Here is a 3,255-nt window from a genome sequence, read left to right as displayed (position 1 = left end):
TTCAATTTATGGTGATCAAAAAAAACTTCCTATTAAAGAAAATATTAAATTAAATACAAAAAACTTCTATGGTTTTTCTAAGTATATTAATGAAATTACAGCAAAAACATTTAGTAAGTTGTTTAATTTGCAAATAATAGGTTTTAGGTTATTTACGGTTTTTGGTGAATGGGGACGTCCAGATATGTTAATTTTTAAATATCTTAAAAGTAATATGGATAACAAAAAATTTTATTTAAACGAAAATGGGAGTCATTATCGTGATTTTACTTATATAGGAGATGTTATAAAAATTTTACTAAAAATTAATAAGTTAAAATTAAAAAATAATTACTATATTTTTAATATATGTTCGAATAAACCTATTAAAATTATTCAAGTAATAAAAAAAATTAACTCTATTTTCAAAGATTTTAAATATATTCCTGTTTATTCAAAAATTTTAAAAAAAATTGAAGCAAAAACAACACATGGTGATAATTACAAAATAAAAAAATTACTTAAAAATTTTAAGTTCAGTAATTTTGACAAAACTCTCATGAAAACAATAAATTGGTATAATAAAAATAAAATTCATAAAATAACATAATTTACTAATGAGTAATAAATTACTTGTAGTTGGAATAAAAAGTTTTATAGCTAAAATGTAATGAAGTACGCGCACATTGAAAATAAATTGATTTGTTTTGAAAATTTTTTAAAAAGGATAATATTTTTTGGCAAAGAAATACTTTCTTATGATAACATTGAGTAATTAATTTTAATGCCTACCACATGAAAATTATACAAGATAATATTTTTTTTATTTTACTAACATTTTTACCTATATCTATAATTATTGGATCAGCCGTCTCTATTGTTAATATTGTGTTGTTAGGTGTTGTATATTTATATTTTTTTTTTAAATACGATCATTTTAAATATTTACTGAAAAATAACACCATTAAGATTTTTTTAATTTTATATTTCTATCTTATATTAAATACTTTCATCTCTTTAAACTTTGAAACTAGCGTATTAAGAAATTTTGGTTTTATTAGGTTTATAATATTATTTTTGGCAATTAATTACTTATTTTATATTGAAAAAAAAAATTTGAGAATATTTTATTTTTGGACAATAATTTTTTTAATTTTCGTTTTTGATGTTAATTTTGAGAGAATTACTGGAGCTAACATTTTCGGATGGGGCGCAATTTCTATAGATGGTATTGAGCAGCCTCATGGACCTAGAGTTGTAAGCTTTTTTAAAGATGAACCAATAGCAGGTGCTTTTTTAAATGGTTTTATGTTTTTAATATTGGGTCAAGTATTGGAGATTATAAAAAAAAAAAAATTTAGAAATATAATATTTTTAGTCATAGTATTAATATTTATCTTTTCAATATTAATTACAGGTGAAAGATCTAATGCTATAAAAGCTGTATTTGGTTTGTTATTGTTTATATACCTAATTGATATTTTTGATTTAAAATCAAAGTTTGTTTATTTAATTATTTTACCGACAATAATTATAATAACAGTAATTAGTTCTGACTATCTTAAAAATAGATATTATGGACAAATTCTTTTAAATATTTTTACAGAAAAAAAATTTCAAAATTTAGAGAATAATATTTACATAAAACTTTATAAGTCAGGTTTCGCAGTTTTCAAAAATCATCCTTTAATAGGGGTCGGTAATAAAAATTATAGAATAGAAACATGCGGTGAAAAAGAAAAAGCAAAGAAAAATAATTATTATTGCCTTACTCATCCTCATCAAATTTATTTTGAATTTTTATCAGAACATGGACTAGTTGGAACCTTTTTATTGCTATCTGTATTCTTTGCACTAATTTTTCAATATTTAAAAGTCATTATTCTCTCACAAAATTATTTACAAATTGGTGCCTTTACTTTTTTAATTACTAATTTTTTACCACTTATACCATCAGGTTCATTTTTTAGCGATTTCAATATAAGCTTGTTTATTTTAAACTTATCCATAATGTACGCTGTAAATAAAAAAACGAATGTTTTTTTTAAAAAATAATGTTAATAAAAAATTTTTGATTGTTTTTAAATTTAGGGCCGTTAGCTCAATAGTAGAGTACTGCATTGACATTGCAGGGGTAGTTGGAGCGTAACCAACACGGCCCACCACAATATTAAAATTGAAAAAACTTTTTTTTTGATATAAATAAAATTAATTAAGGGCCTGTAGCTCAGTTGGTTAGAGCAGTACACTCATAATGTATTGGTCCCAGGTTCGAGTCCTGGCGGGCCCACCAAATCTGTTTTTGTTTACAAATTATTTTCAGATTATTTATTAAACTCTTTTAAACTAATAAAAAGAGCACTTATATTACCATCATTATTCATAATTATAGAATTAAATTCCTCTCTTTGGGTTCTAGCTAAACTAAGTCCTTCGATAATTAAGTCTCTTATCAATGGTTTTGATGGATCTTTTGTATAAACCCTCCAGTCGATAGCAACTTCTGGTCTATTTGATGTTGCTAAAAGCTTACTTTTTACAATTGTATATTTATCATTTTTAACATCTTCAGAAATTACAACAATTTTTGCCTCTTTATACTCAACCAATCTTGTTGAAAAACTTTTGAGGAAATATTTTCGAAAAATTTTTTTAAATTCGTCTTTTTGAACATCATTTAGATTTTTTCTATGTTTACCTAAAGTATAAAATCCGATACCATCTATATCAACTGAGTTTTCTCCAATTTTAATAAGTTCTTGGATTTTAAATTCCTCAGTATCTTGGCTGGACAAAATATTACTAGCTCTGGTAGTGATATCATTAATAAAATTAGACGATACATTTGCTATAGAATTTGAATTTAAATTAATAAAAAAAAATAACGTAAAAATAATTATTTTTATTCTTAAATTTTTCATATTTTGCTGATTATTTATCTAATGAGTCCCAGTCGCTGTCATCTAAAGTATCAGTCTTAATCTTAAGATTTTTGATCTTTCTATTTCTATCCTGGAGATACAAACTTCTTACAGTTGCATAAAAATCTACAGAGGTTTTTTCTAAGCTATCAAAAGTCTCTAAATTTTTTGCTCTGAAATCTACACCCTCTGTTAATTTAGAGTAATAATAATCAGATTCTTTAAAGTATTGTGTATCGTTTTTAACAGTCACGTTATACCATGCATCTCCACCGCTCATTGAAACTAAAGAGCCAAAAGTATCCCTCACGGTTGATGGACCAAGTACTGGCCACACTAAGTAACAACCTTCTCT

At 24.4% G+C, this 3,255-nt stretch carries 4 protein-coding genes and 2 tRNA genes; 4 read left to right on the top strand and 2 right to left on the bottom strand.

From position 1 onward, the window contains the following. The 4 genes from AMN80_RS01845 to AMN80_RS01830 all read left to right on the top strand — a co-directional run. A partial coding sequence (locus tag AMN80_RS01845; RefSeq protein ID WP_143323374.1) for an NAD-dependent epimerase/dehydratase family protein occupies positions 1–589 on the top strand: 589 nt, incomplete at its 5' end. 185 nt (positions 590–774) lie between these two features. Then, positions 775–2,034 carry an O-antigen ligase family protein gene (locus AMN80_RS01840; RefSeq protein WP_075520313.1) on the top strand — a complete coding sequence of 420 codons (1,260 nt, stop codon included), beginning with the start codon at positions 775–777 and terminating at the stop codon, positions 2,032–2,034. Positions 2,035–2,069: 35 nt separating this feature from the next. Next, positions 2,070–2,144: transfer RNA gene (locus AMN80_RS01835), tRNA-Val, on the top strand. Positions 2,145–2,195: 51 nt separating this feature from the next. Beyond that, positions 2,196–2,272: transfer RNA gene (locus AMN80_RS01830), tRNA-Ile, on the top strand. Positions 2,273–2,303: 31 nt separating this feature from the next. Here AMN80_RS01830 and AMN80_RS01825 read toward each other — a convergent pair. Together AMN80_RS01825 and AMN80_RS01820 are read right to left on the bottom strand one after the other, a co-directional pair. Next, positions 2,304–2,900 (bottom strand): MlaC/ttg2D family ABC transporter substrate-binding protein, encoded by a 597-nt coding sequence (locus AMN80_RS01825; RefSeq protein ID WP_075520312.1) that lies wholly within the window; start codon positions 2,898–2,900, stop codon positions 2,304–2,306. A 10-nt stretch (positions 2,901–2,910) separates the two neighbouring features. After that, positions 2,911–3,255, bottom strand: a 345-nt coding sequence (locus AMN80_RS01820; protein ID WP_143323373.1) for an MlaA family lipoprotein, incomplete at its 5' end; no start/stop codon positions are given.

Source organism: Candidatus Pelagibacter communis (assembly GCF_001179985.1).
In the GTDB taxonomy this organism is placed as follows: Bacteria; Pseudomonadota; Alphaproteobacteria; order Pelagibacterales; family Pelagibacteraceae; genus Pelagibacter; species Pelagibacter ubique_J.
The sequence above is the reverse complement of the archived record's forward strand: the minus strand, read 5'-3'. Positions and strand labels throughout refer to the sequence as shown.